General features: G+C 67.9%; 24 protein-coding genes. 20 read left to right on the top strand and 4 right to left on the bottom strand.

Translation table 11 applies throughout. The annotated features are described in order from the left end of the window. Positions 1-80: 80 nt before the first annotated feature. From guaB to LOC57_RS01065, 9 genes are all read left to right on the top strand, one after another. Positions 81-1,601 carry an IMP dehydrogenase gene (gene guaB, locus LOC57_RS01105; protein WP_227912871.1) on the top strand — a complete coding sequence of 507 codons (1,521 nt, stop codon included), beginning with the start codon at positions 81-83 and terminating at the stop codon, positions 1,599-1,601. Between the two features lie 93 nt (positions 1,602-1,694). Continuing rightward, positions 1,695-2,834, top strand: a complete 1,140-nt coding sequence (locus LOC57_RS01100; RefSeq protein ID WP_227912872.1) for a GuaB3 family IMP dehydrogenase-related protein — start codon at positions 1,695-1,697, stop codon at positions 2,832-2,834. Positions 2,835-2,898: 64 nt separating this feature from the next. Next, on the top strand, positions 2,899-4,623 hold the full coding sequence (locus LOC57_RS01095; protein WP_227912961.1) for a glycerol-3-phosphate dehydrogenase/oxidase: 1,725 nt from the start codon (positions 2,899-2,901) through the stop codon (positions 4,621-4,623). A gap of 15 nt (positions 4,624-4,638) precedes the next feature. After that, on the top strand, positions 4,639-5,133 hold the full coding sequence (locus LOC57_RS01090; RefSeq protein WP_227925066.1) for a PTS sugar transporter subunit IIA: 495 nt from the start codon (positions 4,639-4,641) through the stop codon (positions 5,131-5,133). 54 nt (positions 5,134-5,187) lie between these two features. Beyond that, on the top strand, positions 5,188-5,997 hold the full coding sequence (locus LOC57_RS01085) for an SURF1 family protein (RefSeq protein ID WP_229957620.1): 810 nt from the start codon (positions 5,188-5,190) through the stop codon (positions 5,995-5,997). Continuing rightward, a complete protein-coding gene (locus LOC57_RS01080; protein WP_227912877.1) occupies positions 5,994-6,413 on the top strand; it encodes a DUF3817 domain-containing protein in 420 nt (139 codons plus the stop codon). Before LOC57_RS01085 ends, LOC57_RS01080 begins: the two co-directional genes overlap by 4 nt. Before the next feature lie 82 nt (positions 6,414-6,495). Next, complete coding sequence (gene guaA / locus LOC57_RS01075; protein WP_227912878.1) at positions 6,496-8,085, top strand: glutamine-hydrolyzing GMP synthase; 1,590 nt, start codon at positions 6,496-6,498, stop codon at positions 8,083-8,085. Between the two features lie 192 nt (positions 8,086-8,277). Then, positions 8,278-12,123, top strand: coding sequence for a DUF4011 domain-containing protein (locus LOC57_RS01070; RefSeq protein WP_331460622.1), 3,846 nt, complete (start codon positions 8,278-8,280; stop codon positions 12,121-12,123). 4 nt (positions 12,124-12,127) lie between these two features. After that, positions 12,128-12,349 (top strand): hypothetical protein, encoded by a 222-nt coding sequence (locus LOC57_RS01065; protein ID WP_229957616.1) that lies wholly within the window; start codon positions 12,128-12,130, stop codon positions 12,347-12,349. Positions 12,350-12,370: 21 nt separating this feature from the next. On the opposite strand, the gene LOC57_RS01060 is transcribed toward LOC57_RS01065, so the two are convergent. The 3 genes from LOC57_RS01060 to LOC57_RS01050 form a co-directional block, all read right to left on the bottom strand. Then, positions 12,371-13,156: an RcpC/CpaB family pilus assembly protein gene (locus LOC57_RS01060; protein ID WP_229957614.1), complete on the bottom strand. Its 786-nt coding sequence runs from the start codon at positions 13,154-13,156 to the stop codon at positions 12,371-12,373. 106 nt (positions 13,157-13,262) lie between these two features. Beyond that, entirely contained in the window at positions 13,263-13,550 is a 288-nt protein-coding gene (locus LOC57_RS01055) for an FmdB family zinc ribbon protein (RefSeq protein ID WP_227912884.1), read from the bottom strand. Positions 13,551-13,601: 51 nt separating this feature from the next. Then, entirely contained in the window at positions 13,602-14,204 is a 603-nt protein-coding gene (locus LOC57_RS01050; RefSeq protein ID WP_229957612.1) for a 5-formyltetrahydrofolate cyclo-ligase, read from the bottom strand. 67 nt (positions 14,205-14,271) lie between these two features. On the opposite strand from LOC57_RS01050, the gene galU reads away from it, so the two are divergent. From galU to LOC57_RS01030, 4 genes are all read left to right on the top strand, one after another. Continuing rightward, on the top strand, positions 14,272-15,177 hold the full coding sequence (galU, locus tag LOC57_RS01045; RefSeq protein ID WP_229957610.1) for a UTP--glucose-1-phosphate uridylyltransferase GalU: 906 nt from the start codon (positions 14,272-14,274) through the stop codon (positions 15,175-15,177). An 8-nt stretch (positions 15,178-15,185) separates the two neighbouring features. Then, the gene (locus LOC57_RS01040; RefSeq protein ID WP_227912888.1) at positions 15,186-15,803 is read left to right on the top strand and encodes a GNAT family N-acetyltransferase; all 618 of its coding nucleotides are present in this window, start codon (positions 15,186-15,188) and stop codon (positions 15,801-15,803) included. 81 nt (positions 15,804-15,884) lie between these two features. Then, on the top strand, positions 15,885-16,913 hold the full coding sequence (locus LOC57_RS01035) for a hypothetical protein (protein WP_229957608.1): 1,029 nt from the start codon (positions 15,885-15,887) through the stop codon (positions 16,911-16,913). Between the two features lie 19 nt (positions 16,914-16,932). Beyond that, positions 16,933-18,192 carry a phosphotransferase gene (locus tag LOC57_RS01030; RefSeq protein WP_229957606.1) on the top strand — a complete coding sequence of 420 codons (1,260 nt, stop codon included), beginning with the start codon at positions 16,933-16,935 and terminating at the stop codon, positions 18,190-18,192. 35 nt (positions 18,193-18,227) lie between these two features. Here LOC57_RS01030 and LOC57_RS01025 read toward each other — a convergent pair whose 3' ends face one another. Then, positions 18,228-18,704 (bottom strand): Lrp/AsnC family transcriptional regulator, encoded by a 477-nt coding sequence (locus LOC57_RS01025; RefSeq protein ID WP_227912892.1) that lies wholly within the window; start codon positions 18,702-18,704, stop codon positions 18,228-18,230. A 133-nt stretch (positions 18,705-18,837) separates the two neighbouring features. Here LOC57_RS01025 and LOC57_RS01020 point away from each other — a divergent pair, with 133 nt between their 5' ends. The 7 genes from LOC57_RS01020 to LOC57_RS00990 all read left to right on the top strand — a co-directional run bounded on the left by LOC57_RS01020 (position 18,838) and on the right by LOC57_RS00990 (position 25,328). Next, the gene (locus tag LOC57_RS01020) at positions 18,838-20,082 is read left to right on the top strand and encodes an MFS transporter (RefSeq protein ID WP_227912894.1); all 1,245 of its coding nucleotides are present in this window, start codon (positions 18,838-18,840) and stop codon (positions 20,080-20,082) included. A gap of 47 nt (positions 20,083-20,129) precedes the next feature. Further along, positions 20,130-21,059, top strand: coding sequence for an N-acetylglucosamine kinase (locus LOC57_RS01015; protein ID WP_227912895.1), 930 nt, complete (start codon positions 20,130-20,132; stop codon positions 21,057-21,059). A 1-nt stretch (position 21,060) separates the two neighbouring features. Then, positions 21,061-21,558, top strand: a complete 498-nt coding sequence (locus LOC57_RS01010; protein ID WP_229957604.1) for an NUDIX hydrolase — start codon at positions 21,061-21,063, stop codon at positions 21,556-21,558. 210 nt (positions 21,559-21,768) lie between these two features. After that, on the top strand, positions 21,769-22,869 hold the full coding sequence (locus tag LOC57_RS01005; RefSeq protein WP_227912962.1) for an ABC transporter ATP-binding protein: 1,101 nt from the start codon (positions 21,769-21,771) through the stop codon (positions 22,867-22,869). Position 22,870: 1 nt separating this feature from the next. Then, on the top strand, positions 22,871-23,617 hold the full coding sequence (locus LOC57_RS01000; RefSeq protein ID WP_227912898.1) for an ABC transporter permease: 747 nt from the start codon (positions 22,871-22,873) through the stop codon (positions 23,615-23,617). After that, the gene (locus tag LOC57_RS00995; RefSeq protein ID WP_227912900.1) at positions 23,614-24,378 is read left to right on the top strand and encodes an ABC transporter permease; all 765 of its coding nucleotides are present in this window, start codon (positions 23,614-23,616) and stop codon (positions 24,376-24,378) included. The genes LOC57_RS01000 and LOC57_RS00995 overlap by 4 nt, the downstream gene beginning before the upstream one ends. Then, on the top strand, positions 24,375-25,328 hold the full coding sequence (locus tag LOC57_RS00990; protein WP_227912902.1) for an ABC transporter substrate-binding protein: 954 nt from the start codon (positions 24,375-24,377) through the stop codon (positions 25,326-25,328). Before LOC57_RS00995 ends, LOC57_RS00990 begins: the two co-directional genes overlap by 4 nt. The last annotated feature ends 93 nt before the right edge of the window (positions 25,329-25,421 follow it).

Below are 25,421 nucleotides of genomic sequence, written 5' to 3'. Positions count from 1 at the left end.
CACGGGCGCTTTCGTTTTAGGATAGGTACAGGCTACATCGGGCCTTTTCCTTCCTCTCATTCCCCGAAAGAGGCGCAGCTTTGAGTCAGCAGTACCCAGAACATGATCCGTTCGGCTTCGTCGGCCTGACATACGACGACGTCCTCCTGCTGCCCGGCCCGACGGATGTTATCCCCTCCGAAGCAGACACCAGCTCGCGGCTGTCCAAGCGCATCACCGTGCAGACCCCGCTGCTTTCGGCCGCCATGGACACGGTGACCGAGTCCCGCATGGCCATCGCAATGGCCCGCCAGGGCGGCCTCGGCGTCATCCACCGCAACCTTTCCATCGCTGACCAGGCCGAGCACGTGGACCGCGTCAAGCGCAGCGAATCGGGCATGATCACCAACCCGGTCACCATTTCCCCCGGCGCCACCCTGCGCGACCTCGATGACCTGTGCGCACACTTCCGCGTTTCCGGCCTGCCGGTTGTCGACGAGGAAAACACGCTGCTGGGCATTGTGACCAACCGCGACACCCGGTTCATTCCGGTCTCCGAGTACCCCAACCGCAAGGTCGAAGAAGTAATGACGCGGATGCCGCTCATCACCGGCCGGGTGGGGATCAGCGCCGAGGAAACCGTGGAGCTGCTCGGCAAGAACCGCATCGAGAAGCTGCCGCTGGTGGACGACGACGGCAAGCTGCAGGGCCTGATCACCGTCAAGGACTTCGACAAGGCGGAGCAGTACCCGCTGGCCACCAAGGACGATGAAGGACGGCTGCGCGTGGGCGCCGCCATCGGGTTCTTCGGCGACGGGTACGAGCGTGCCATGTCCATGGTGGAGGCCGGCGTCGACATCCTCGTGGTGGACACCGCCAACGGCCACAGCGCCGGTGTGCTGGAAATGATCGCCCGCCTGAAGAAGGATCCGGCCGCGGCACACGTGGACATCATCGGCGGCCAGGCGGCCACCCGCGAAGGCGCCCAGGCACTGATTGACGCCGGTGCCGACGCCATCAAGGTGGGTGTGGGCCCCGGCTCCATCTGCACCACCCGCGTGGTGGCCGGCGTCGGGGTACCCCAGATCACCGCCATCTACGAAGCGTCCAAGGCGGCCATTCCCGCCGGCGTGCCGCTGATCGCCGACGGCGGCCTGCAGTACTCCGGCGACATCGGCAAGGCCATTGTGGCCGGCGCCGACACCGTTATGCTCGGCGGCCTGCTCGCCGGTTCTGCCGAAAGCCCGGGTGACCTGGTGTTCGTCAACGGCAAGCAGTTCAAGTCCTACCGCGGCATGGGCTCCCTGGGTGCCATGCAGTCCCGGGGCAAGAACACCTCCTACTCCAAGGACCGCTACTTCCAGGCCGACGTCCCCAGCGACGAAAAGCTGATCCCGGAAGGCATCGAGGGCCAGGTGCCCTACCGCGGGCCGCTCTCGGCCGTGGCCCACCAGTTGGTGGGCGGCCTGCGCCAGACCATGTTCTACACCGGCGCACGCACCATCCCCGAACTGAAGGCCAAGGGCAAGTTCGTCCGGATCACCCCGGCCGGCCTGAAGGAATCCCACCCGCACGACATCATGATGACTGTCGAGGCACCGAACTACGGTTCACGCCGCTAACCGGTTTCCGGCCAAGGGCAGCTCCTGCGCACTGCGCGGCGGCTGCCCTTGGTGTTTAAGCCTCCCGTCACACACTGGGATAACCTAGGGAGTGTGAGTAACGAGATTGAAATTGGCCGTGGCAAGCAAGGGCGCAGAGCCTACTCCCTGGATGACGTGGCAATTGTGCCCTCGCGGCGTACCCGTGATCCGCAGGACGTCTCGATCAACTGGCAGATAGACGCCTACCAGTTCGAGATGCCGGTCATCGGCGCGCCCATGGACTCGGTCATGTCCCCGGCCTCCGCCATTGCGCTGGGCAAGCTGGGCGGCCTGGGTGTGCTGAACCTCGAAGGCCTGTGGACCCGGTACGAAGATCCGCAGCCGCTGCTGGACGAAATTGCCGAGCTCAGCCGCGACAACTTCAATCCCGCCGCCACCGCCCGCCTGCAGGAAATCTACGACGCTCCCATCCGCGCCGAGCTGATCAGTTCCCGGCTGGCCGAGATGCGCGACGCCGGCGTGACGGTTGCCGGTTCGCTCACCCCGCAGCGCACCCAGGAGTTCTACAAGACGGTCCTGGCTGCCGGCGTCGACGTTTTCGTCATCCGCGGCACCACCGTTTCGGCCGAGCACGTGTCCAAGAACGTGGAACCGCTGAACCTGAAGCAGTTCATCTACGAACTCGATGTCCCCGTAATTGTCGGCGGCGCTGCCGGCTACACCCCGGCCCTGCACCTGATGCGCACCGGCGCCGCCGGCGTGCTGGTCGGCTTCGGCGGCGGAGCCACCACCACCACCCGCCGCGCCCTGGGCATCCACGCCCCCATGGCTACGGCCATCTCCGACATTGCCGAAGCGCGCCGGGACTACATGGATGAGTCCGGCGGCCGGTACGTGCACGTCATTGCCGACGGCGGCATGGGCACCAGCGGCGACATCATCAAGGCCTTCGCCATGGGCGCCGACGCGGTAATGCTCGGTTCCGCGCTGGCCCGCGCCGAAGAGGCGCCGGGGCAGGGCTGGCACTGGGGCCAGGAAGCCCACCACAGCGAGCTGCCGCGCGGCGACAGGGTCCGGCTGGACACCGTGGGACCGCTTCGGGAAGTCCTGTGGGGCCCCTCCCACCACACCAACGGCACCTCGAACCTGATGGGCGCGCTGCGCCGGGCCATGGCGACCACCGGGTATTCGGACCTCAAGGCGTTCCAGCGTATTGAGGTGTTGGTTTCGCCGTACCAGTACAACCTGTAATAACCGCCGCTCATTGCCTAGAGTGGACGCAGCTACGGCAGGACCCTAGAGAGGAACCTTGACCATGTCTGCAGACGCCCTGAGCCCCGAGTACCGGATTGATGCGATGGACCGGCTGCGGTCCACCGCGCAACCCGGAAATGAACTGGACATCCTGATTGTGGGTGGCGGCGTCGTGGGCGCCGGAGCAGCCCTGGACGCCGTAACGCGGGGCTTGAAGGTGGGCATGGTGGAGGCCCGTGACTGGGCGTCGGGAACATCGTCACGGTCCTCCAAACTCATCCACGGCGGCCTGCGCTACCTGGAAATGCTGGACTTCGCCCTCGTGCAGGAGGCACTGAAGGAGCGCGGCCTGCTGCTCCAGCGGATCGCCCCGCACCTGGTGAAGCCCGTGGCGTTCCTGTATCCGCTCACCAAGCGGGTCATCGAGCGGCCCTACGTGGGTGCAGGCATCTTCCTCTACGACACCATGGGCATGACCTCTGGCAATTCCCGGGGCGTGCCCATGCAGAAGCACCTGACCCGCAAGCAGACCCTGCGCATGGCCCCGAGCCTGAAGGATGACGCGATGGTGGGTGCCATCCGCTACTACGACGGGCAGGTGGACGATGCCCGGTACGTGGCCAACATGGTCCGGACCGCGGCGCATTACGGGGCAGCCGTGGTCAACCGCCTGGCCGTGGTCGAGTTCCTGCGCGAGGGGGAGCGGGTGGTTGGCGCCCGCGTCCGCGACCAGGAGACTGGTGCCGAGTTCGATATTGCCGCCAGCCAGGTGGTCAACGCCACCGGTGTATGGACGGACGAAACCCAGGCCCTGGTCACCGACCGCGGCCAGCTGAAGGTCCGGGCCTCCAAGGGGGTGCACCTGGTGGTCCCCAAGGACCGCATCCAGTCCACCGTGGGCATGATCCTGCGGACCGAGAAGTCGGTGCTGTTCGTCATCCCGTGGGGACGGCACTGGATCATCGGCACCACCGACACTGACTGGAACCTGGACAAGGCCCATCCCGCGGCTACCTCGGCGGACATCGACTACATCCTTGAGCATGTGAACCTGGTGCTGAAGACGCCGCTGGGGCGCGCGGATGTGGAGGGGGTCTACGCCGGGCTCCGGCCGCTGCTGGCCGGCGAGAATGACTCCACGGCCAAGCTGTCCCGCGAGCACGTGGTGGCCCACCCCGTGCCCGGCCTGGTGGTGGTGGCCGGCGGAAAATGGACCACCTACCGAGTGATGGCCAAGGACGCCGTTGACGAGGCCGCCCGGGCGCTGGACGAAAAGGTGCCCGAAAGCTGCACCCAGACCATCCCGCTGCTGGGAGCGGTGGGCTACGCGGCGGCCTGGAACCGGCGGCACCGCACCGCCGACGAGTACGGGGTGCACGTAGCCCGGGTTGAACACCTGCTCAACCGGTACGGCTCCATGGCCTACGACGTGCTGGACCTGATCCGCGAGGATCCGGCCCTGGCCGAACCGCTGCCCGGCGCCGACGACTACCTGCGCGCCGAGGTCGTCTACGCCACCACGCATGAGGGCGCCCGGCATGTGGAGGACGTCCTGGCCCGCCGGACACGCATCTCCATTGAGACCTGGGACCGCGGGGTGTCCGCTGCGCCGGTGGCCGCCGAGTTGATGGCTCCGCTGCTGGGCTGGGACGTGGCCCGGACCGAAAGCGAAGTGGCGCATTACGCGGCCCGGGTGGAGGCTGAACGGCTCAGCCAGGAACAGCCCGACGACAAGAGTGCCGACGCCGCCCGCCTGGCCGCTGAAGACATTGCCCCCAGGATCTAGGCGGAATCGGAAACCTTGGCTGAAGAACTTTCACTGAACGAAGCGGGGGCGGTGCTCACCGAACCTGCGCTGGTGATCCTGGAAATGGAGGCAGCGGACCGGTACGACGCCGCGGCGCAGCTGGCGGCGCGGCTCTATGCCACCGGGCGGATCAGTAACTTGGAGGGCTTCCTGGAGCAGGTGCGTGCCCGGGAACACCAGATGGCCACCGGGCTGCCCGGCGGGATCGGGCTGCCCCACGCCCGCAGCGAGTACGTCCGCGAGACATCCATCGCCGTGGGCATAGCCCGGTACGGGCACAGCGTGGATTTCGGTGCCGCCGACGGCCCGGCAACTGTGATCTTGCTCATCGCCACACCTTCTGCGTCCTTCTCCCAGCACCTGGAAGTGCTGGCCACCATTGCGCGGTCCCTGTTCCGGCCCGCCTTCAGGGATTCCCTGCGCCGGGCCAACGATGCCGAGGTTATTGCGGAACTGATCAATTCCTCCCTGGTGTTCTTCGACCACTAGGCACCAACCAAACGCCATTGGGTTTTCTACAGCCGGACGAAGTACCGTTAACGCGTGCTCAAAACTGCCCTGCAGCCGCGCTGGATAGCCGGCCTGCTCTTTGCCCTAGCAATCTCGACGGTCTTTGTGCTGTTGAGCCAATGGCAGTTCTCCAGCGCCGAACCGGAGGAGTCCACCGGCCCCCGGGCCACCGAAGACGTCCGCCCGCTGACCGAAGCCTTCACCCCCGGCAAACCGATCTTCGAATCCGAAGCCGACCAGATGGTCTCCTTCACCGGGCATTTTGAACCGGAAAAATCCGTCCTCGTGGAGCAGCGGCTCCAGGACGGACAGGAGGGCTACTGGGTGGTCACCGCCTTCAAGGTCGACGGTGCTCCGGCCGGCGAAGTGATCCCCGTGGTCCGCGGCTGGGTCCAGGACCCCGACGACGCCGAGCCGGCCCCGGCCGGTGACGCCGCCGTCGTCGGCCGCCTGCTGCCCACTGAGGCCCCGGTGGCCAAGACCCCCGCAGAGAGCCGTGTTCCATCGCTGTCCACCGCCGAGCTGATCAACCTGTGGGACACCCCGTCGTATTCGGCGTTCGTGACCGCGCATGAGCTCACGGTCGACGGCGTGGCACCGGAGACGGGCAGCATGCAGCCCGTGCAGGTTCAAGCCCAGCCGGAGGAAACCCCGGTCAACTGGCTGAACATTTTCTACGCCCTGGAATGGATTGTTTTCGCCGGTTTCTCCGTGTTCCTGTGGTGGCGGCTGGTGGCCGACGACTACCGGCGCAGCCTTGAGGACGACGAATACGAAGACGAGTATGACGACGACGATGCAGAACCCGAAGCCGACCACCCCAGCAGTGAGGTAACCAAGTGAGCGAATCCGCAGGCACCGCCAAAGCAACCCCGAAGAAAAAGAAGCGCCGGTTCGGGGGTACGCACGCCCAGATCCGCTCCGCCCTGGGGTTCTACAAGGTCTTTGCCTACGTCACCGGCGTGCTGCTGCTGGCCCTGGTGGTGGAGATGGTCGCCAAGTACGGCTTCAATACCGAAATCATTGTGGGCGGGGTCAACCTGTCCATCGGCGTGCTGATCCTGCACGGCTGGATGTACGTGGTTTACCTGCTTTCGGACTTCCGGCTGTGGCAGCTGATGCGCTGGCCGTTCTCCAAGTTCATCCTCATCGCCCTCGGCGGCGTTGTGCCGTTCCTCTCCTTTATTGTCGAGGGACGCGTCCACAAGCAGGTCCTGGCCGAGCTCGACGCCCATCCTGAAGCGGCCAAGCGGTACTAAGCGGACCTGCCGGCCGGCGGATGCAGCAAAGCGTCCGCCGGCCGGTGTGCATGCCCGGCGGCGGGCCGACTATCCTTGAAACGTGACTAATCCCGCGACTGACCCCATTGAAGAGCGGCCCGTCCTTGTTGTGGACTACGGAGCACAGTACGCCCAGTTGATTGCCCGCCGGGTGCGCGAAGCCGACGTCTACTCCGAGGTGGTTCCCCACACCTACACCACCGAGCAGCTGCTGGCGAAGAACCCGGCTGCCATCATCCTTTCCGGCGGCCCCTCCAGCGTTTACGCCGAAGGCGCCCCGACCGTGCACACCGACCTGTTCGAAGCCGGCGTGCCCGTATTCGGCATCTGCTACGGCTTCCAGGCCATGGCTGCCGCCCTGGGCGGCAAGGTGGCCAAGACGGGCCTGCGCGAGTACGGCTCCACCGATGCCCGCGCCGTCGGCGGTGCCCGGTCCATCCTCGAGGGCACCCCCGAGGAGCAGAACACGTGGATGAGCCACGGCGACAGCGTCCAGGAAGCCCCGGAAGGCTTCGACGTGCTCGCCAGCACTGCCGGAGCACCGGTGGCGGCCTTCGCGAATGAGGAAAAGGGCCTCTACGGCGTGCAGTGGCACCCCGAGGTCAAGCACTCCGCCCACGGCCAGACCGTGCTGGAGAACTTCCTCTTCAAGGGTGCCAAGCTGGACCGCAGCTGGACCACGGGCAACATCGTGGAAGAGCAGGTTGCCCGCATCCGCGCCCAGGTCGGCACTTCCCGGGTTATCTGCGGACTCTCCGGCGGCGTCGACTCCGCTGTAGCCGCCGCCCTGGTCCAGCGCGCCGTCGGCGACCAGCTGACCTGTGTCTTCGTGGACCACGGGCTGCTGCGTGAAGGCGAAGCCGAGCAGGTGGAACGCGATTTCGTGGCCGCCACCGGCGTCAACCTGTATGTGGCCAACGAGCAGGAGCGCTTCCTGAGCGCACTTGCCGGGGTGTCGGATCCGGAGACGAAGCGCAAGATCATCGGCCGCGAGTTCATCCGGGCCTTCGAAGAAGCCGAGCGGGCCATCATGGCCAAGGCCGAAGCCGAGGGCGAGCCCATCCGCTTCCTGGTCCAGGGCACCCTGTACCCCGACGTCGTCGAGTCCGGCGGCGGTGAAGGCGCAGCCAACATCAAGAGCCACCACAACGTGGGCGGGCTGCCCGAGGACATGAAGTTCGAACTCGTAGAGCCCCTGCGGGCGCTGTTCAAGGACGAAGTCCGCGCCGTGGGTGCCGAGCTCGGCCTGCCCGCCGAAATCGTGGGACGCCAGCCGTTCCCCGGCCCCGGCCTGGGTATCCGCATTGTCGGCGAGGTCACCAAGGAACGCCTGGACCTGCTCCGCCGTGCCGACGCCATTGCCCGCGCCGAGCTGACCGCTGCCGGCCTGGACAACGAGGTGTGGCAGATGCCGGTGGTCCTGCTCGCCGACGTGCGCAGCGTGGGCGTGCAGGGCGACGGCCGGACCTACGGCCACCCCATCGTCCTGCGCCCGGTCTCGAGCGAAGACGCAATGACAGCCGACTGGTCACGCCTGCCGTACGACCTGCTGGCACGTATTTCCAACCGCATCACCAACGAGGTGGACGGAATCAACCGCGTAGTGCTGGATGTCACGTCCAAGCCACCGGGAACAATCGAGTGGGAATAGCGTAAAAAGCTGGGGACGGCCATTTTGGCCGTCCCCAGCTTCGTATCCGGTGCTGCCCGGTACCGTCCCCGGTGTTGGCCCCTCTGTTTGTCCCCCGCGTTGCTATGTTCGGGAAACCGTGCCCGACGCGATAGTTTTGAACGTATGCCAATTTGGTCGAAAACGCGCGGAAGTGCAGAAAAGAGGGCACTAGTGTCTGAGCAGAATACCGGGGAGAATCCCTCGGACTTCCTGCTGCCGTGGCTGGGACAATTGGGACAGCACGCCGGAACGGACACTTTGCTGCATTTCACCCCCTCAGCCGCGAACAGCATCGACCTGACGCACGCGCATCCCTCCGGCCTGGCCCAGCTGCTGGCCGGCCGCCGCACCCGCCTGTCCACGCTGCTGCGGGACCCGGATCAGTATGGTGCCGCCATGAAGGCCGGGCGCCTGCTTCGCGCCAAGATTTACGAGCTGGGCACCGACCGCGGCATCGACGTTGGGTACATGGCCGCCGGTACCGCCTCCTGGCGGTACGCCTCGGACGAGGCACTGCGCCCCGAGTCGCTCACCGCGCCGGTGCTGCTGACCCCCGTGGCCCTGACCATCCATGCCTCCCAGGATGACTACGAACTCCAGCTGACCGAAAAGGCAGCACTGAACCCCGCGCTGGTACGCCACCTGCAGCAGGAACAGGGCCTGGACATCGACGTCGACGCCCTGACCCGCCTGGCCTACGGCACCGCCCGCTTCGATCCGCACCCGGTGCTGGAACGGCTCCGGGCCGTCACCGGCAGCGTCCGCGGCATCAACATCGAGCACCGGCTGCTGGTATCCACCTTCGCCGACCTCGCGGACCTCGCCGAGGACCCGGCGCTGGACCCCGCGCACCCGATCCTCCGCGCGCTGATCGACGCCGCCCGCGACGGTTCTGCCGCGCCGGCCTCCGCCCGGCCGCTGGACCTGCCGCCGCTGGACGACCGCGACCCCGCAGACGAACTGCTGATCCTCGACGCGGACCGGCAGCAGCAGGAAGTCCTGGACCTGGTCAATGCCGGGCAGTCCCTGGTGGTCTCGGCTCCGGCCGGCACCGGGCAGACCCAAACGGCCCTGAACGCCGTCGCGGCCCTGGCCAACGCGGGCAAGTCAGTGCTCGTGGTCGCCGAACGCCGCGGCACCCTGAACCAGTTCGTGTCCGAACTCGATGCCCTGCAGCTGGGCTCCCTGGTCCTGCAGGTCAACGCAGGCCTCACCCAGCAGCAGCTCAAGGACCAGCTGATCCGGGCCATCGTGCGCAACGAGAAAGCCCAGGCCCCGGAAGTAGCGGGCCTGCACAAGGTCCTGCTCGAAAACCGGCACCAACTGCGGGACCACGTCAAGTCCCTGCACAACGTGCGCCGCCGCTGGGGCTGCTCGCCGTACCAGGCCATGCAGTCCCTGGCGGAGCTGACCAGCATGAGCCCCGCGCCGGCCACCACCGTCCGGCTCAAGCGGAGCGTGCTGGACAGCATCACGGACCGCACTGAGCTGACCGGACGCCTGCGCCGGGCCGCCGAACTGGGCAGTTTCAGCCGCGCGGCCACCACCAGCCCCTGGTACGGTGCCAAGCTGCTCAACCGCAAGGAAACCGAAGAAGCCTACGCGCTGACCCAAACCCTTGCCACGGATCTGCCCGCCCTGCGCGCGAAGGTCCAAGACGTAGCCGAGCACTCCGAAATCCGTTTGGGCGAAACCTTCGCACAGTGGGGCGAACAGCTGGAACTGCTGGTCGCCGTGCGCGAAAGCCTGGACAAGTTCACGCCGGATATTTTCGACCGCCCGGTCACCGACCTGATTTCCGCCACCGCCTCTTCTTCCTGGCGGCGCGAGCGCGGAATCGACATGAGCTCGATGACCCGTTCCCGCCTGCGCCGGGTGGCCAAGGAATATGTGCGTCCCGGCGTCCACATCTCGGACCTGCACGCGTCCCTGACCGAAGTGCAGCAGCAGCGGGCCACCTGGACCCGGTACGCCACCACCCAGCGCCACCCCTCGGTACCCACCGGCCTGGCGGAGATCAACCGGTCCTACGTGTTGGTCAAGAACCAGCTGGACACCCTGACCGGGATCCTGGCCGAGACGCCGCTGCACCCTGACCTGGCTTCCCTGCAGCTGGATGAGCTGGAGAAACAGCTCAGCGAGCTGGCAGGGGACCGCCAAACACTGGAAACGCTGCCCGAGCGCACCCTGCTTCTGGATGAAATGCGGGCCCAGGGCCTGGGCGAACTGCTGGATGACCTGGCCGAACGGCAGGTCCAGCCCAAGCACGTGGGTTATGAACTGGAACTGGCCTGGTGGCAGTCCGCGCTGGAAGCCATGATCAGCGGTGATGATTACCTGGCCATGTCCGACGGCAACAGCCTGCGCCGCCTGGAAGCGGAATACCGGCTCGCGGACAACGCCCACATCGCCTCCGGCAGTGCCCGCCTGCGCTGGAGCCTGGCCTCACGCTGGCGTTCCGGCGTCGACCGCTCCGCGGGAGCTGCCAACCAGCTGCGCGAGCTGATCAAGGACGGCGAGCTGTCCCTGGACAGCCTCTGCGAGCAGTCCGAGGAACTCGTCTCGGCCCTGCTGCCCGTGTGGGCTGCCAGCCCCCTGGTGCTGCCGATGGTCCTGCCCGAGGACCGGCGCTTCGACACGGTGGTCCTGCTGGATGCCGAGTCCACCAGCCTGCAGTCCGCGGTGCCCGCCCTGGCCCGCGCCTCCCAGGTCATTGCCTTCGGCGACAGCTGGCTGGGCGGACCGCGGCCGTTCACCATTGGTGTGGAACCGGCCGGGGCGCCGCTGCAGCACGTTGAACTGCTCAGTGCGTTTGACGCACTGGAGCGTGTGCTGCCCACCCGAACCCTGTCCACTGTGTACCGGGGGACTGACAAGGCGCTGCTGCGCCAGCTCAGCGACTCCTTCTATGACGGCCGGCTCTCCATGGTGCCGAGCGCTGAAGAGGTCACCAGCGGCCACCGTTCCCTGTCCGTGGAATACCTGGCCGACGGCACCGGCATGCCCAGTGCCGACCATGAGGGTGTGGAGAGCGTGGCGGCCGAGGTCAACCGCGTGGTCGACCTGGTCTTTGAACACATCCGCCGCCGCCCGCACCACTCCCTGGGTGTTATCACGGCCAGCCCGCGCCATGCCGTCCGGGTTGCCGAGGCCATCCGTGTACAAATGGCCAACTTCCCCTGGGCAGCTGACTTCTTCACCGCCAAAACCGAGTCCTTCCGGGTGGTTCCGGTGGACCGGGCCGTGGGAATGGTGCGCGACTGCGTGATCTTCTCCCTGGGCTTCGGCCGCACCCCGCACGGCCGCGCGCTGCACAACTTCGGCCCCCTCTCGGCACCGGACGGACGCAAGAAATTCGTCACGGCCATGACCCGCGCCCGCTACAAGCAGCATGTACTCACCTGCTTCCAGCCGGCGGACCTGGACCGGACCCGGCTGGGATACGGAGCGCTGGACTTCTACGAACTGATCAAACGCGAACTGGAGCCGGAAACGGCCAAGGCCGTGGAAGGACCGGCAACCGGTGGCATCATGGAAGAGGACCCGCTGGTCGCGGACCTGGTCGAGCGCCTGCGCGGACGGGGCGCCAAGGTGTGGGACCACTACGACGGCGCCATCGACATTGTCGCGGCCGCGCCCCTGACCGGAGACTCGGCCAGCATGTCGGTTCCGCTGGCTATTGAGTCCGACGGCACGGACCGGTACCGGGCCATGTCCGTCCGGGAACGCAGCCGCCTGCGTCCGCAGCTGCTGGAGCGCCGCGGTTGGCGGTACATGCCGTTGTGGACCATTGAGGTCTTCAGCGATCCGTCGGCCTGCGCCGACTTGGTCGGCCGCTACCTGGGCCTGCCCGAAACGGACAATGCGGCACCGCAGCCGGTGAACCGCGGAGCGGCGGCCGGCAGCACCGGCACGCAGCCGGGCGGCAGCGCCACCGTCACGGTGACCCCGCACGGCAGCAGCCGGATGCGCGATCGGAGGGCCGGATCCATTCCGGAGAGCACGCAAGGAGAATGAAGCAGTGATGAAGCAGCAGGAGCCGCAGGGTTCCGGTGACGGCAACGAGCAGCCGTCGCCGGAGCATGCGGCACCGCGCCGGCGGGGCAACCGCCGTGCAGGATCGATCGGGCCATCAGGGCTGGTTCCCGTCAAGGCCAAGGAGGACGATCCCAGGGTGTGGGGCGATGGTCCGGAGGACCGTGACTCCTGGCTGCTGGAGCAGCGGCCGCCGCACTGGGGCTGACTCCCTTCCGCCCGCGGGGGGCTACCCTCCCGTGAGGACCAGGTATATCCCGCCGGTTCCGGACGCCGCAGTAAGCCGGGCCGCGTCCTCACGGTCGGCGGCTACCACCACCAGGCCTTCGCCGGCGCTTGCCGTCCAGTCGCCGGACGCGGAGCCGGCACCGGGGAAACCTGCCCCGGGGGAGGCGCCGGAGACCCACAGCACCGGAACCGCCGTAGCAAGAACCACAGCGCCGTCCTGCGCAGTACTGTCCTGCGCTGCCGCGCCCGCGCTGTAGTCCGCCTCGCCGGACGCCGCCACCACGGTGACCAGTTGACCCGGCCCCAGCAGGCCGAGCACCGAAGGATCAGCCGGGCGAAGGGGGACGGCAACCGTGCCGGGTGGTGCCCCTGCCAGCAGTCCCGAACCGGCGAGCGAGATTTCAGTAACGGGACTGCCCCGTAACAGCGGCGTGGCCAGGCGCCGCCCCACCAGCGGTTCGAGAGTGTCATGGGCGCCGGGCGGAACAGCTTCGGAGGGGATGCTGGCAGTTGCCAGTGATCCGGCCTCCAGCACGGTGCCGGCCGGCAGGTCCCGGGCGGCACGGACCACCACGGTCCGCTCCGCGTCCGGCGGAATCAGTGCCTGGACCGCGACGCCGGCAGCAACGCAGCAGGCCAGGGCAGCCAACAGCCTGCGGCGGCGCGCGACAAAGCGGCGCAGGCGTCGTCGTCGGCTGTGTGGATGCACGCCCAAGGCGCGGTCGCCGGTGAAAGGAGACGGGGCGGAACCTGGGGGGCCGGGAACAATCCGGCGTCGAAAAGGCATGCCGCCACGCTAGGCGCGGTGCGGCCCTCCAAAGCGCCGGGGGAGCGGCGGGCTGGCGGCGATGCCCGCCCGCGGAGGGAAGGCCTGCTGTGGAGGCGGGGTCGGCCTAGGCGGGGGAGGAGGTTGCCGCGGCGGAAGAAGTGCCGCTTTCGGCCTTGGCGGCCGGCGCCGGGCCGGCGTCGGCCTTGGCAGGTGCAGCCGGGACGGAGGAAGCTGCGTCGCGGGAATCGGTGCGGTAGAAACCGGATCCCTTAAAAACAACTCCAACGCTGTTGAATTTCTTGCGAAGACGGCCGCCGCATTCGGGGCAGACCGTCAGGGAATCTTCGCTGAAGGACTGCTGGATATCGAACGAATGGGAGCAGTCCTTGCAGGCGTAGGCGTACGTGGGCACTCTGTAATCCTCCTTGGCACTCTATGGCCTTGAGTGCTAAGTATACATGCGTTAAACCGGTACTTTCCGCCAAGCAGCAGGGGTCAGCACAGCGTCCACGGCCGCATCGAGGGGGGTTGTTTCAAAGGTGCCGGCAGGGACGAATTCCTGCTCGAAGACCACGGCCACCGCGGGTGCTGCGTTGCCGTCGGCCCGCAGCTGCGCCAGGAACCGGTCGTAATAGCCGCCGCCCTTTCCCATCCGGCCCCCGGCGTCATCGGCGGCAAGTGCGGGAACAAACACCAGGTCGAGGCCGGGCAGATCGGCGGCCGCGTAGCGCGGTCCGGCCGGTTCCATCAGGTTCGGATAGATCCCGGGCACCATGTCGATACCGGGTGTCCAAGAGCACCACGACAACTGGTGGCCGGGTTCGCAGACCGGCGCCACCACGTGGAAGCCGGCCCCGTGCAGGGACGGCAGCAGCAGGCCGGTTCCCGGTTCGGTGCCAACGGAGAGGTAGCAGGCGACCGTAGCGCCGGCGGGCAGCAGCTCGCAGACGCCGTCCAAGCCCCGGACGGCGAGGCCACGGGCCGCTGCGGTCCGCTCGGCATCCGTCAGCCCACGGCGGTTCTGCAGGAATTCCTGCCGTGCCTGGTCCTTTGTCAGTTGGCGCATAAGGCCTATTGTCCCAATAGCACGCTTATTTGGTGCAACCTGAGCACACTTAGGTAGTCTTACGACTATGACGACGTCGCGCCCCACCATAACCAAAGCCGTAATCCCCGCCGCTGGTCTCGGTACCCGCTTCCTGCCCGCCACCAAGGCAATGCCGAAGGAAATGCTCCCGGTGGTGGACAAGCCCGCCATCCAGTACGTGGTTGAAGAAGCCGTTAACGCGGGCATGTCGGACATCCTGATGATCACCGGACGGAACAAGCGTTCGCTCGAGGACCATTTCGACCGCGTGCCGTTCATCGAGAAGACCCTGGAAGACAAGGGCGACTTCGACAGGCTCGCAATGGTGCGTGCAGCGTCGGAGCTCGGCGAGATCCACTACCTCCGCCAGGGCGACCCGAAGGGACTGGGCCACGCCGTGCTGCGCGCAAAGCTGCACGTGGGCGACGAGCCCTTCGCGGTCCTGCTGGGCGATGACCTCATTGACGCCCGGGACGAGCTGCTCGAACAGATGGTGGCCGTCCAGGCCAAGACCGGCGGGTCGGTGATTGCCCTGATCGAGGTCGACCCCGAGCAGATCAGTGCCTACGGCTGCGCCGACATCACCGTAGTGGAAGGCGAGGACTACGTCCGCGTCAACGAGCTTGTCGAAAAGCCAGACGCCGCTGACGCCCCGTCCAACCTGGCCGTGATCGGCCGGTATGTGCTGCACCCCTCCGTCTTCGAGGTCCTGGAGCAGACCGGCCCGGGCCGCGGCGGGGAGATCCAGTTGACCGACGCACTGCAGACCCTTGCCTCCGCCGAGGGAGAAGGCGCGGGTGTATACGGTGTGGTCTTCCGTGGACGCCGCTACGACACCGGCGACAAGATGAGCTACCTCAAGGCCGTGGTGACCCTGGCCTCCGAGCGTGAGGACCTGGGGCCCGGACTCCGCGAGTGGCTCAAGGACTTCACCGGTACGTTCGAAGCCTAGAACCCGCGATGCAGGGTCCTGCGTGGCCGGTGAGGCTGGAGAGCGACGACGTTGTGCTCCGGCCGATCCGGCACCGCGACCGGCGTGAATGGACTGACGTCCGTGCACGCAATTCAGCGTGGGTCGGTCCCTGGGAAGCGACCAATCCCGTACCGGGCGGCGAACCGCCCACCTATGGGGAGATGGTGCGCAGCCTCAATAGGCAGGCGCGGCAGGACTCCGCGCTGCCGTTCGTGATTACCGAGCGGCAGGATCCTGCCCGCGCTCCGGCTATCGTGGGGCAGTTGACGGTCTCCAGCATTGTGTGGGGATCCGCGCGGATGGCTACGCTGGGCTACTGGGTGGACCAGGCGCGTGCCGGCCGCGGCATTGTCCCCACCGCCGTCGCCCTGGCCACTGATTACTGCTTCTCCGCACTGGGCCTGCACCGGATGGAAATCAATATCCGGCCGGAGAACCGGCCCAGCCTGCGGGTGGTGGAAAAACTCGGTTTCCGTGATGAGGGAATGCGCCTGCGCTACCTGCACATCGACGGAGAATGGACCGACCACCGCAGTTTTGCCCTGACCGCGGAGGAAGTGCCGGAGGGGCTCTTGAACCGGTGGAATGCCCGCCGGCACGGTTAGGCAACTTTTTTCACACCGGACACGCCGACACACCGCACTGAATGCGGGGGCCGGTGCCCGGGAGCTTCTACCGTCGTAGATGTGGACTTCCCTCTTAACAGCTCCCTGAACAGCTCTTTGGCGCTGGCACTTGCCGTGGCGCTGTGGCTGTTCTGGGTGGGTCCCTATTTCTTCCGGCGACCAGCCGGCGAATCGCTGGCGGCTGGATTCTCCGCCGCCGCCGTCACCACCGTCCGACCGCCCGCCTCGCCGGGCACAGGGTTCCAGGGGAACATCATGAATACCAGCAGCCACACACCCAGCGGGGGCGGGTTCCCACACGGCCGGGAGCCGGGAACGACGGCGCGTCCGACGTCGGCGGCGCCCCTGCGGATCCGGACCGGCAGGACCGTCCTGGCGGTTGTCGGGTTCATTGCGCTGCTGGCCATTCCGTTGGGTGCGGTCCTCGCAGCCGTCACCTCGGTTTCCTGGCTGCTGCCGGTGGCCGGCCTTGCCGTAACGGCAGTGGTGGTGTCCGCCCTGCGTTCGCTCGCGCTGCGGGACCGCCGCCGCCGGATGGAGAACGCCTTCCGTGCCGCCATGGGTCCGTTGCCGCAGAACCGTGCAGCCGTTCAGGACAGCAGCGCCGACGGTGCAGCAGCTGGTACCGCCGCCCGGGCAGTACCAGCCGAACCACAGAAAGAAACCGTCCTCTTCGACCGTGAATCCGCCGCTTCCCCTCACACCGGTGCTTCCACGGAAACGGGCGTTTCGACCGAAATGGACACCGCCCCGGGCGCCGAAGCAGCTCCCGCCGCCGCAGCACCGACAGCTCCTGCCCCGTTCACTGCGGAGGAACTGCGCGCGGAGGCCCTGAAGGTGGCCGCTGCGGCTCAGCCGGTCAAGCCCGGCACCACCCCGTGGCAGCCGGTGGAGGTTCCCAAGCCGATCTACGTGGACGCGCCCAAGGCTGAACGCCGCGCGCCCGAACCCATTGCCCTGCCCGAGCCCCCTCGTCCCCTCACGAAGACTCCGCTGCGCCCGGGCGCTGTCCCGGCTCCGGCCGCCCAGGAACGGCCGGAAACCGGCAAAATCAACCTCGACGACGTTCTGCAGCGCCGGCGGGCCTAGCGCCGCACGCGGCCCAGCGATGGCATCCGGGAGTTCCGGTCCCGGCCGGGCGTCCGACGCCGTGGCAGTTTTTGCCGGTGCGGCCATGCGCGGGCCTCTTCAGCAGATGCTGGCAGACCGCGGACTGCGGCTGCGGGAATGGGCCCACCTGCGCAGCCACCACCGTCCCGGAGGAGCAGTTTCGGCCCTCTACCGCGTCCGGTGCGGCACCGGGAACCCCGGCAGCAAAACCGGGCCGGATGACTTGACCCTCCATATTGGGGTTACCACTGCCGCTGTCACAGCCATGGATACCGCCCCTGGCCTTACCCGGGCACGGATCGCCGGACTGGACCTGCGCATGTGGCTGCATCCGCATGACCCGGTGCTGGCGTCACTGCCTTGGGCTGTGGACGCCGGGGCCGTGGGTCAGGACGTCTTCGGAACCGGCAGCCCGGCCCGGTTGTCCCTGGTGGCTTACCGGCCGTTGCGCCGGGCCGTGGTGCGGGCTGAGCATGCCGGCAGTACGGCCTACCTGAAGCTCCTGCCGAAGCCGCTGCTGCCGGGACTGAGGCAGCGGCACCAGCTGCTCGCTGCGGCGGGCCTTCCCGTGCCGCCGCTCCTTGCGGTGCCCCCTGTGCACACCGGTGATGCGGTGGCCCTGGGCGGACTGGCCGGCATCTCGCTCTTCCGCCTTCTGGCCTCAGGTGCTGCGCTTCCGGCGGGGACCGCTATCCCGGCACCGGAGACCCTTCTGCAGTTGTTGGATGAGCTTCCCGCTGCCGCGCTGGAGCTTCCGCACCGGCATGCCTGGGCGGAGCGGGCGGGTGACTATGCCTGCACCGCGGCCGCGGTGCTGCCCGCCGAGGAAGGCCGGATCCGGGAACTGGCAGCTGGCATCCAGGAGGTCCTGGTGTCCGCCCCGGCCGGTCCAACCGTGCCCGTCCACGGGGATTTCCACGAAGGAAACCTGCTGGTCACCGGTTCCGAGGTGACGGGTTTGCTGGACGTGGACGGGCTGGGGCCGGGCAAACGCGCCGATGACCTGGCCTGCATCATGGGGCACCTGTCCGTCCTTGCGGCTGCCCATCCGCACCTGCCGCACCTGGGCGAAACATTGCTGCGCTACCGGCTGGTCTTCGAAGAAGCGGTTGATCCGGCATCCCTGGCAGCCCGGACCGCCGGAGTGGTGCTGACCCTGGTGGCCGGCTCCCGCCCGGTGCGCGGAACGAGCCGCGTCCAGCAGGCCCGGCTCAGGCTGGAGACCGCCCGGCAGCTGCTGCGGACGGCGCAAGGCTGACCGGAGGCAACGCGCGCCGCCGGGCCGGGAAGGGATCATTCGCGGGGCGGAACCAGCTTTTCCAGCAGCGGCTCGGTGCGGTAGGGAATGTGCTCATGCAGGGCCAGCACGGTTTCGGTCCGGATGACCCCCTTGATCCGCAGCACCGACCGCAGGGCCTGCTGCAGCTGCTGGGTGTCGGTGGCGGTGAGCCGGCACCACACGTCTCCGCGGCCGGATATTTCGTGTACCTCCAACACCTGCGGCAGGGTCCGCAGCCCGGCAATGACGCCGTCCAGTTCGCGGTGGGTGACCTCAATGGTCACGAAGGCCTGGACGTCGTAGCCGAGCTGGGACAGGTCCACGTCGCGCCCGGCCGGGCGGATGACGCCGGCCCGCATCAGGTGCCGCACATGGCTCTGCGCAGTGTTGCGGGCTACGCCGAGTTTTTCGCTCAGGTCGCTGATCTGGACCCGGGGGTCCCTTACCAGTTCCAGCAGCAGGCGGCGGTCCAGTGCGTCCAGATTGGCCATTTAGCGCATCTCCGGTCAGTGTGGGGCGGTCATATTGAGCAGATCAATCAAATGTTCACTCTAGTCTCTACTGACTGGTCGCTGACACTTCATCCTGTGGGAGCATTAGCTACAAATAGGACGGAAGTACCCAGTGACAGTGCTCAGTGAGCTGCGCATGCAGCCCGCCGCCCGGACCACCCGGAAGGAGTGGGACGCCGCCATACGTCCCCGGCTTATCCTGACGCTGGCGGTGATGAGCACCCTGCTGATCGGCGCCAACCTGGCCACCCCGCTGTATCCGCTGCTGGGGGACTCCCTTGGGCTGTCCTACTTCGGCGTTACGCTCGCCTTTGCCTCCTACGTGCTGGTCCTGGTGGCCGGTCTGCTGCTGGTGGGCCACTGGTCCGATTACATTGGCCGCCGCGCCGCGCTGGTGGTGGCCGGCGTCGTTTCCCTCGCCGGGGGACTGGTCTTCGGCACTGCCACCGGCGTCGGCGCCCTGATGGCGGGCCGCGCCCTGCAGGGTGCTTCCGTGGCCTTGGCCACCGGAGCCAGCTCCGCCGCGCTGCGGGAACTGCTGCCGCATAAGCCCGAATGGGCCACCCGCTTTACGCTGCTGGTGTCGGCTGGCGGGGTGGCGGCGGGCCCGGTGATCGGCGGCGTGCTGTCGCTGCTGCCGGCACCCACCATGACGCCGTTCCTGATCCACTCCGCCGTCCTCGCCGCCCTGCTGGTTCCGCTGTGCCTGCTCAAGGCCCGCCCCGCCATTTCGCTGAGCGAGGGCCGGCCGCTGGCCATGCTGCGGCCGCGCAAGCCCGCCGTGTCGCACCGGGCGCGGACACAGTTCTGGATTGCCTCCATCACGGGGTTCCTCAGCTTCGCCGCCTTCGGGTTCTGCCTTTCGCTGGCCCCCACCTATTTCTCCTCGATTGCCGGCACCACCTGGCGCCCGGCCATCGGCCTGCTGGCTGCGCTGGCCCTGGGCGCGTCGGCCGTCAGCCAGCTCACCGGCATCCGCGGAAGGTTTACCGCACCGGTGGGCCTCACCATGATGGGGCTGGGCATTGCGCTGATTCCGGTGGCCGGGGCCACCGGCAGCCTGGTCCTCCTGACCGTTGCCTGCCTGGCCGCCGGATTCGGCCAGGGCATGGCCTTCCGCGTGGTCTTCAATGAAGTCGCCGCCGCCGTGGAAGCTGCCGAACATGCCCGCATCATCAGCACCGTCTACGTCATCACCTACCTGGGCAGCGCTTTGCCGGTGCTCGGCCTCGGAGCGGCCGGCGGCATCTGGGGACTGGAGCCGTCCGTGGCCTGGTTCTCCGGCATCATCACCGCCGCCTGCCTCACGCTGGCCGTCCTGAGCCTGCGGCGGGCACGGCGCACGCACGCCCGCTGACACCTGCGCCGGTTCGCCGGATCCCGGCGGGAAAGTAGGCTGGACGAATGCATGTTCTCCCCAGCACCAACCCCGCCGACGGCATTGCCATCGGCCTCGACATCGGCGGCACCAAAACACACGGCATCCGGCTGCAGGACGGCACCGTCACGGCCGAGGCCCGGACGGGAAGCGCCAACGTGCAGAACGTTTCCGTGGACGCGGCCCGGGCGGCCCTCGCGGAAATCTTCGCGCAGCTCGGCACCGACGGCGTGGAAACGGTAGTGGCCGGTTCCGGCGGAGTGGACACTCCCGGAGACGAGGCCGCGCTGCGGGCGCTGATCGCCGAACACGTGCCCGACGCCGTCGTCCGGGTTATCCACGACACCCGCCTGATCCTCGCTGCGGGGGAAGCCGCTGAAGGGATTGCCGTCATCGCCGGCACCGGCTCCGTAGCCTGGGGGATAAACGCATCGGGCCGTCAGGCCCGTTCCGGCGGCTGGGGTTACCTCCTGGGGGATGAAGGAAGCGGCTACTGGGTGGGGCGCGAAGCTGTCCGCCACGTGCTGCGGCACAGCGACCTCGAACGGACACCGGATGCGCTGACCAACGCGCTGCTGCCGGCCTGCGGAGTGGCCGAGCCGGCCGAACTCATCGGAAAGTTCCACGGCTCCACTGACCGCCGCTACTGGGCGGGCAAAGCGGGGCTGGTCTTCGAGGCGGCGCGGGCGGGAGATCCGGCCGCAGCCGACATTGTGCACGCTGCCGCCGAATACCTCGCCGGAACCATCCTTGACGTCGCCCGCCTCCTGAAGACCGCCGGGCCTGTGGTGATCGGCGGCGGGCTCGGGACGCACCAGCCGCTGCTGCAGGACCTGCTGCGGGACCGGTTGTCCGCAGCCGGGTTGACCGATATCCGCTTCCTTTCCGGGGACCCTGTGTTCGGTGTGGCGTATCTGCTGGCGAACCAGGCCCGCAGTACCGGCGCGGAGAGCTGAAATGGCCGCCGCCGAATTCGACGTCCGGGTGGGCGCGTACGCCGTGATCATCCGCGGCGGCCAGCTGCTGCTGGCGCATTGGAACGAGCACGGCAACTCGCGCTGGACACTGCCCGGCGGCGGGCTGGAACTGGGGGAGGACGCCCCCACAGCCGCAGTGCGGGAGGTCCGCGAGGAAACCGGCTATGACGCCCGGCTCGAGGGCCTCCTGGGAGTGGACAGCATCTTCATCCCCCCGGAGAAACGCCTGCACCGCGAAAGCGGCAGGCTGCTGCACGCACTGCGGATCATTTACCGGGCCAGCCCCGAAGGCGGAGAACTGCGCAATGAAACGGGCGGAAGCACTGACCAAGCCGCATGGTTTCCGCTGGAGGGCATCAGTACGCTGGAGCGAACCGGGCTGGTGGATGCCGGATTGCGCCTGCTCTCCGCCGCACCGCCCCTCACTCCGCCCATCACACCGGATGCCCGCCCTGCTGGACGCACGCCGCACCTGTGAAATACCGTGATGCTTCACGGCACGCCGCGAGCTGCCAACGCACCGGCATCCCTGGGCCTGGTATACCTTGGCCCGGCATCCCTGAACCCGGCATTCCTGAATCCGGCATTCCCATGCCATGGCACCCCACGGAAGGCACGCACCATGACCCCGCCGCCAGACCCCGCTGTTACCGGCCAGCATGCATCGGGCAGCCCTGCCGGAACCCCCATGATCCGCTTCCGCGCGGTGACCAAGACCTACGGGGACGCCGCGCCCGCCGTCAACAACCTGGACCTGGACATCGAGCGGGGCTCGATCACCGTTTTTGTCGGCCCATCGGGCTGCGGCAAAACCACGTCGCTGCGCATGATCAATCGGATGGTGGAACCCACTTCGGGCACCGTTGAGGTGGACGGCCGGGACGTATCGGATGTGCCGGCCGCGCAGCTGCGCCGCTCCATGGGCTACGTGATGCAGTCCTCGGGGCTGCTGCCGCACCGCACCGTGCTGGACAACGTGGCCACCGTGCCGCGGTTGAACGGGACCTCACGCACAGCGGCCCGCCGCCGGGCCGCGGAACTCCTCGACGTCGTCGGACTGGCCCGTACCCTGGGGGACCGGTATCCGGGGCAGCTGTCCGGCGGCCAGCAGCAGCGCGTGGGCGTGGCCCGTGCCCTTGCCGCGGATCCGCCCGTGCTGCTGATGGACGAGCCCTTCAGCGCGGTGGATCCGGTGGTGCGCGCCGAACTGCAGGAGGAACTGCTGCGCCTGCAGCAGGACCTGTCCAAGACCATCGTGTTCGTCACGCACGACATTGACGAGGCCACCATCCTGGGGGACAAGGTGGCCGTTTTCGGCATCGGCGGCAGGCTGGCCCAGTACGCCGCTCCCGAGGAGATCCTCCGGGCGCCGGTGGACGATTTCGTGGCCGGTTTTGTGGGCCGCGACCGCGGCTTCCGGCACCTGTCCTTCCAGAACGGGGACGCGGTGCCCGTGCACCCGGTGCAGCTGGTCGACGTAGCTCAGCTGCAGGACCCCGCCTTCCAGGTCCAGGACGGCTGGGCACTGTGCGTAGATGCCGGCGGCGCACCGTTGGGCTGGGTGCCGGCAGCCGGGCGCACCGCCGTCACCGGTGCCGGGGATCTGGTGCCCGGGGGTTCGCTCTATCCCGAAGGTGAAAGCCTGCGCCGCGCGCTGGACGCTGCCCTGTCCTCGCCCTCGGGCCTGGGCGTGGCAGTTGACGGTGCCGGCCGGGCCGTTGGCGTGGTGAAGGCGGCCGAAGTCCTGGCCCTGATCGAAGCGGCCAGGCTCGCGCGGAGCGGCAGCTGACATGGAGTGGTTCCAGGCCCATCTCGACGACGTGCTGCGGCTCAGTGCCCTGCACCTGTACCAGGCCGTGCTGCCCCTGCTGATCGGGGTGCTGATCGCCCTGCCGGTGGCCCAGCTGGTCCGGGGGCGGCCGAAAATCCGCGGCTTTGTCCTCTCGGCAGGTTCCCTGCTCTACACGATTCCCTCGCTTGCACTGTTCGTCACGCTGCCGGCCATCCTGGGGACCCGGATCCTCGACATGGCCAACATCATCATCGCCCTGACCATTTATGCCGTGGCACTGATGCTGCGGGTAGGTATTGATGCTTTCGATTCGGTGGATGACGGCGTCCGGCAGGCCGCCGTGGCCATGGGGTACCGGCCGCTGCGCCGATTCCTGACCGTTGACCTGCCGCTGTCCGTTCCGGTGCTGATCGCCGGGCTGCGGGTGGTCTCGGTGAGCAACATTTCCATCGTCAGCGTGGGCGCGCTGATCGGCGTCGAAAACCTCGGTTTCTTCTTCAGCGACGGGCTGCGCCGCTACTTCGTGACGGAGATCGTGGTGGGCATCCTCGCCACCTTGGTCCTGGCCCTCGTGATGGACATGGTGTTTGTCCTGCTGCAGCGTTCGCTGACCCCGTGGCTGCGTGCCGGCAAGGGAAAGGGTTCCCGCTCTTCCGGCGGCCCGCACGGCCGCAGCGGACCGGGGCAGGCACCGCGCCCGGCACCCCTGGCGGCGGCTCCTGAAGCCGCTTTGAAGGGAGCATGACCGTGGCTGTTCCGCACACCGATTACACCAGCACCAATGCGCTGGGACAGGGCTGGGAGTGGCTGACCGACCCGGCCAACTGGAGCGGGGCAGCCGGCATCCCGGTACGGGTCCTGGAGCACCTTCAGTACACCGGCCTGGCGCTGCTGATCGCCGCCGTCATTGCCGTGCCTGTTGGCCTGGTCATCGGGCACACCGGCAGGGGACAGGTAGGGGTGGTGGCCGTTTCCGGGCTGCTGCGTGCCCTGCCCACCCTGGGCATGCTCACCCTGTTCGTGCTGCTGGCCGGGCTGGGGCTGATGCCGCCCATCTGGGCCCTGGTGCTGCTGGCTGTCCCGCCGCTGCTGGCCGGGGCCTACGCCGGCGTCGCCTCCGTGGACCGCAGCGTCGTCGACGCCGCCCGCAGCCTGGGCATGACCGAAGCGCAGGTCCTGTTCCGGGTGGAGGTTCCCAACGGCATGCGGGTGATCCTCGGCGGACTGCGCGGCGCGGCCCTGCAGGTGGTCGCCACCGCCGCCGTCGTCGCCACCATCAACCTGGGCGGGCTGGGCCGCTACCTGATCGACGGACTGGCCCTGGCTGATTACGGAAGGGTGTTCGGCGGTGCTGTGGTCATCGCCCTGCTGGCGCTCGCCGTTGATGCCGTGATTGCCTTGGGATCACGCTTTCTGATCCCCACTGGACTCGGCCGCCGCCAGGCGGCCGGCACATCGACCGGCAGCGGAGGACCCGCTGCCGGCGCACAAGGAGGAAAACCATGAAGCAGCACGCGACCCGGGCATCCCGGCGTAAGGCCCTGACTGTCCTGGCCGGCGGACTGGCCCTGGCCCTGGCCGGCTGCAGCGGGGGAGGGGACCCGTTGCAGGAGGAAAGCACGGCAGCCGCCTCCGGCAGCGCTTCCGCCGAAACGCTGATAGTCGGTTCCGCCGACTTCCCCGAGAGCAGCACCATCGCCGAAATTTACGCCGGTGCCCTGAACGCCGCAGGCATCCCTGCCGAAACCAAGTTGAACATCGGCTCGCGCGAGGTCTACATTCCGGCCCTGAAAGACGGCTCGATTGACCTCATCCCCGAGTACACCGGGGCACTGCTGGTGAACGTGGACCCGGAAACGGATCTGGTGGATCCCGGCGAGATCGTGGACGCGCTGGGGGAGAAGCTGCCGGAGAACCTGGTGGTCCTTGAGCCCTCCGACGCCGAAGACAAGGACGCCATGGTGGTCACTGCCGCCACCGCGGAAAAATACCAGCTGGAGAGCATCGAGGACCTGGCCAAGGTCTGCGGGGAACTCACCCTCGGGGCCCCCGCTGAGTTCGCCGAGCGCACGCAGGGCCTGCCCGGCCTGAAGGACAAGTACGGCTGCGAGTTCAAGGAGTTCACCGCCATCGGTGACGCCGGCGGGCCGCTGACCGTCGATGCACTGCTCAAGGGCGACATCCAGGTGGCGGACATCTTCACCACCACCCCGGCCATCGAGGAAAACAGCCTGGTGGTGCTGGAGGACCCGAAGCAGAACTGGCCGGCCCAGCAGGTCATTCCGCTCGTTGCCGATGACCAGGTCAATGACCAGGCCCGCGAGGTGTTGGACAAGGTGTCGGCCCAGCTGACCACTGAGGACCTGATCGCCCTGAACCAGGCCGTCAGCGGCGACCAGAAGCTGGATCCGAGCGAAGCCGCGAAGGACTGGCTGGAGGAAAAGGGCCTGGCCTGATCCGTCCGCCCCTGTTTGTTCCACCCCGGCGCCCCCGCCCCCCAAACCAACCCTGGGGGGGGGCCGGCGAATGGCTCGCAACGTAAATGGCCC

This window comes from Arthrobacter sp. zg-Y750 (assembly GCF_020907365.1).
GTDB lineage: Bacteria > Actinomycetota > Actinomycetes > Actinomycetales > Micrococcaceae > Arthrobacter_B.
Note: the sequence above shows the minus strand (reverse complement) of the source record. Positions and strands in the feature narration are given on the sequence as shown.